We start from the raw sequence: 4,395 nt of genomic DNA on the forward strand, positions 1-4,395 counted from the left end.
CGGATGGGTGTGCACCAGGTCGGGCAGGGCGCCGGACTTGCCGCGCAGCACGTCGCCCACCGTGGACTCCTCGGTGGAACCGTCGAGGCGGCTGCGCAGGAACCCGTACGACGACATCCAGGCGTCGTTGAAGATCTTCGCCATGTAGCCGCGGCCGCCGTCGGGCAGCAGCACGACCACCAGAGCGTCGGGGCCGGCCTCCTCGGCGACCTTCAGCGCGGCCACCACCGCCATCCCGCACGACCCCCCGACCAGCATCGCCTCCTCGCGGGCCAACCGCCGGGTCATGTCGAACGAGTCGGAGTCGGACACCGCGATGATCTGGTCGGGCACGGTCGGGTCGTAGGCGGCGGGCCAGAAGTCCTCGCCCACGCCCTCGACCAGGTAGGGCCGGCCGGTGCCCCCGGAGTACACCGACCCCTCGGGGTCCGCGCCGATGATCCGCACGGCGCCGCCCGACACCTCCTTGAGGTAGCGGCCCGCGCCGGTGATCGTGCCGCCGGTGCCGATGCCGGCGACGAAATGGGTGACCTTGCCGTCGGTGTCCGCCCAGATCTCCGGGCCGGTGCTGGCGTAGTGACTGGCCGGGCCCTCGGGGTTGGCGTACTGGTCGGGCTTCCAGGCGCCGTCGATCTCCCGGGTCAGCCGGTCGGAGACGCTGTAGTAGCTGTCCGGGTGCTCGGGCGGCACGGCCGTCGGGCAGACCACCACCTCGGCGCCGTAGGCGAGCAGCACGTTGCGCTTGTCCTCGCCGACCTTGTCGGGGCAGACGAACACGCACTTGTACCCGCGCTGCTGGGCGACCAGCGCCAGGCCGACGCCGGTGTTGCCGGAGGTGGGTTCGACGATGGTGCCGCCGGGCTTCAGGAGCCCGCTCGCCTCGGCGGCGTCGATCATGCGGACCGCGATCCGGTCCTTCGAGCTGCCCCCGGGGTTGAGGTACTCGACCTTGGCCGCCACGGTGCCGGCGCCCTGGGGGACGACGGAATTCAGGCGCACGAGCGGCGTGCCGCCGATGAGCTCACTGATGTGCTGGGCGATCCGCATGCGTTCATCGTGTCAGGCACGTTCCCGCGGTGCACGACGGCTTCCCCCTGACGCCCGCGGCGTTGCGCTAGCCGGTGGCCTCGCGGATATAGTCGCCGATCTGGCGCAGCGACCGGACCGCCTCGGGGACGATCGGCGCGGCCAACTGGAAGTCGTGAATCTGGCCGGGCCACACCCGCACCTCGGCCGGCACCCCGACCGAGGCCAACCGGCTCGCCGCCAGCCGCGCGTCGTGCAGCAACACCTCGGATCCCGAGACGTGGATCAGCGTCCGCGGCAGGCCGGGCTTGATGTGCTCGATCGGCTCGTAGGTCTCCTCGGGCCGCCCCGCGACCTTGTGCTTGGTGGCCGCGCTGGCGACCAGCTCGGCCAGCGCGTCGAACGCCCGGTGCGAGAACATCGCGTCGGTGTTGATGTTGGGATGGGCCTGCTTGTCTTCCTTCGCCAGCTGCAGCAGCGGCGAGATCATCACCAGCGCCGCGGGCTCCTCGCCCTCCTCCTGGAGGCGTTGCGCCAGCGCGAGCGCCAGGTAGCCGCCGGCGGAGTCGCCTGCCAGCACGATCTGATCCGGCTGATATCCGCGCAGCCGCAACCACTGGTAGCCGTCGTGGCAGTCGTCGAGGGCCATCCCGATCGAGTGCTTGGGCAGCAGCCGGTAGTTGACCACCAAGATCGGCGCGTCGGCGGACTGAGACAACGTCTCGACCAGCCGGCCGTGCGAATTGGCCCCGCACGTCAGGAACGCGCCGCCGTGGAAGTAGACGACCACCCGGCGGGTGCCGTCGGCGGGCAGCACACCGGGCGCGCGCACCAGCTGCGCCGAGGCGTTGGGCAGCTTCACCGTCTCGCGCACGGTGGCCGACACCGGCAGCACCACCCGGGCCGCCAGGTCGATCAGCCCCCAGGGCCAGGGGAAGTTGGGGACGTGGCTACCGACGGACAGCACCGGCCGGATGGTCACCCGCGACGTCAGGTTGGCCAGCCGCGCAGCAACGCTGGGCCCGGACTCGAGGACCTCGACCGGCGCGCCGTCGCTCATCGCGTACCGGCGCGTTTCCGCGCGACGCGCCTTGAGAACTTGATAAGGACGAAGGGCAGTCCGGGGGGAACCGGATACCTGACCGGGTGCGCTCATGCTCAACACTTCCTACGCCGTTGTAGTGCGATACAGCATGTGACGAGGCAGCTAAGCGTCTGGTTCAGCCGCTCATCCAAGGCACTCAGCCAACCCCGCCGACTCAGCTTGACAGGCACTTCTTAAGAGAACATTTAAAAAGTCTGATTCGTTACCAATTTGATTCCTCCCGTGACCACATTGTTCGTCGCCCGACCCCGCAAACATGCAAGCCCATCTAAAATAGGTTGCGTGACCATGCGGGTGCCCCGTCGTTCGGCGATCGCCCTGGCCACCGCAGGCGCCCTCGCCTCGACAGGAACTGCCTATCTGGGTGCGCGCAACCTGCTCGTCGGTCAGGCGACGCACGCGCGCACCGTCATCCCCAAGTCATGGGACATCCCGCCGCGCGCCGACGGGGTGTACACCCGCGGCGGCGGGCCGGTGGAGCGTTGGCACCGCGGCATGCCCGTCGACCTGCATTTGATGATCTTCGGCGATTCCACCGCCGCCGGGTACGGGTGCGTGAGCCCCGAGGAGGTGCCGGGGGTCCGGATCGCCCGGGGCCTCGCCGAGCAGACCGGCAAGCGGATCCGGCTGAGCACAAAGGCCATCGTCGGCGCCACGTCGAAGGGGGTGTGCGGCCAGGTGGATGCGATGTTCGTGGCCGGGGCGCCGCCGGACGCGGCGGTGATCATGGTGGGCGCCAACGACGTGACGGCCCTCAACGGCGTGAGCCAGTCGGCGCAGCGGCTGGGGCTCAGCGTTCGCAAGCTCCGCGCCCGCGGCGCGGTGGTGGTCGCCGGCACCTGTCCCGACCTGGGTGTCATCACCGCCATCCCGCAACCGCTTCGGTCGCTGGCGCACGAGCGCTGCTCGCAGCTCGCGCGCGCCCAGGCCGCGGCGGTCCGGGCCGCGGGCGGCATGCCGGTACCGCTCGGGCAGTTGCTGACACCCCAATTCCGGTCGACGCCGCACGTGATGTTCTCCCCCGACGGCTTCCACCCGTCCGCCCCGGCGTACGCGATCGCGGCCGACGCGCTGCTGCGCGCGCTGTGCGAGGCGCTGGGCGAGGAGGTCGACATCCCGCCGCTGGAATTGGCGGCGTCGACGACCCCGCCGGTGCTCGGACAGCGGCACACCCGAACCAGCGTGATGTCGCGGCTGTGGCGTCGCCCGGCGCCGGGACCCGCCCCGTCCTCGTGCCCACCGGTTGGCAACGACTAGATTTGTCCTAGTCCGTCGGCGTCCAGTCAACGGTTTGTGAAGCGAGCTCGCCGGAATCCGGAAGGGATTTGAAGGGAACCGTCATGCCTGAAGCCGTTATTGTCTCCGCCGCCCGCTCGCCGATCGGCCGCGCGATGAAGGGGTCGCTGGTCTCCATGCGACCCGACGACCTGGCCGCCCAGATGGTGCGCGCGGCGCTGGACAAGGTGCCCGCGCTCAACCCCCACCAGATCGACGACCTGATCCTGGGCTGCGGCCTGCCCGGCGGCGAGTCCGGCTTCAACATGGCGCGGGTGGTCGCCGTCGAGCTCGGCTATGACTTCCTGCCCGGCACCACCGTCAACCGGTACTGCTCCTCGTCGCTGCAGACCACCCGGATGGCGTTCCACGCCATCAAGGCCGGCGAGGGCGACGCGTTCATCTCGGCCGGCGTGGAGACCGTGTCCCGGTTCGGCAAGGGCAACTCCGACTCATGGCCGGACACCAAGAACCCGTTGTTCGACGAGGCCCAGGAGCGCACCGCCGCCGCGGCGGGCGGCGCCGACGAATGGCACGACCCGCGGGCCGACGGGAACGTGCCCGACGTCTACATCGCGATGGGTCAGACCGCCGAGAACGTCGCCATCCTCACCGGCGTCAGCCGGGAGGAGCAGGACCGCTGGGGCGTGCGCAGCCAGAACCGCGCCGAGGAAGCGATCAAGAGTGGGTTCTTCGAGCGCGAGATCGTTCCGGTGACCCTGCCCGACGGCACCACCGTCAGCACCGACGACGGCCCCCGTCCCGGTACCACGTATGAGAAGGTCAGCGAGCTCAAGCCGGTGTTCCGGCCCAACGGCACCGTGACGGCGGGCAACGCCTGCCCGCTGAACGACGGCGCCGCCGCGCTGGTGATCACCAGCGACACCAAGGCCAAGGAACTCGGCCTGACCCCGCTGGCGCGCATCGTGTCCACCGGCGTCAGCGGCCTGTCGCCGGAGATCATGGGGCTGGGTCCGATCGAGGCGTCC

The 4,395-nt window shown here is 70.3% G+C and carries 4 protein-coding genes; 2 read left to right on the forward strand and 2 right to left on the reverse strand.

Translation table 11 applies throughout. The annotated features are described in order from the left end of the window. Together A9X03_RS17350 and A9X03_RS17355 are read right to left on the reverse strand one after the other, a co-directional pair. The coding region (locus A9X03_RS17350) for a cystathionine beta-synthase (RefSeq protein ID WP_068262152.1) at positions 1 to 1,047 on the reverse strand (1,047 nt) is incomplete at its 3' end. Positions 1,048 to 1,114: 67 nt separating this feature from the next. Further along, positions 1,115 to 2,182, reverse strand: a complete 1,068-nt coding sequence (locus A9X03_RS17355; RefSeq protein ID WP_067779907.1) for an alpha/beta hydrolase — start codon at positions 2,180 to 2,182, stop codon at positions 1,115 to 1,117. Positions 2,183 to 2,425: 243 nt separating this feature from the next. Between A9X03_RS17355 and A9X03_RS17360 the strand changes: the two genes are divergently transcribed. Continuing rightward, entirely contained in the window at positions 2,426 to 3,388 is a 963-nt protein-coding gene (locus A9X03_RS17360) for an SGNH/GDSL hydrolase family protein (protein ID WP_156675571.1), read from the forward strand. Positions 3,389 to 3,471: 83 nt separating this feature from the next. Further along, the coding region (locus A9X03_RS17365) for an acetyl-CoA C-acetyltransferase (protein ID WP_067779918.1) at positions 3,472 to 4,395 on the forward strand (924 nt) is incomplete at its 3' end.

The organism is Mycobacterium sp. E1715 (genome assembly GCF_001667625.1).
Classification (GTDB): domain Bacteria; phylum Actinomycetota; class Actinomycetes; order Mycobacteriales; family Mycobacteriaceae; genus Mycobacterium.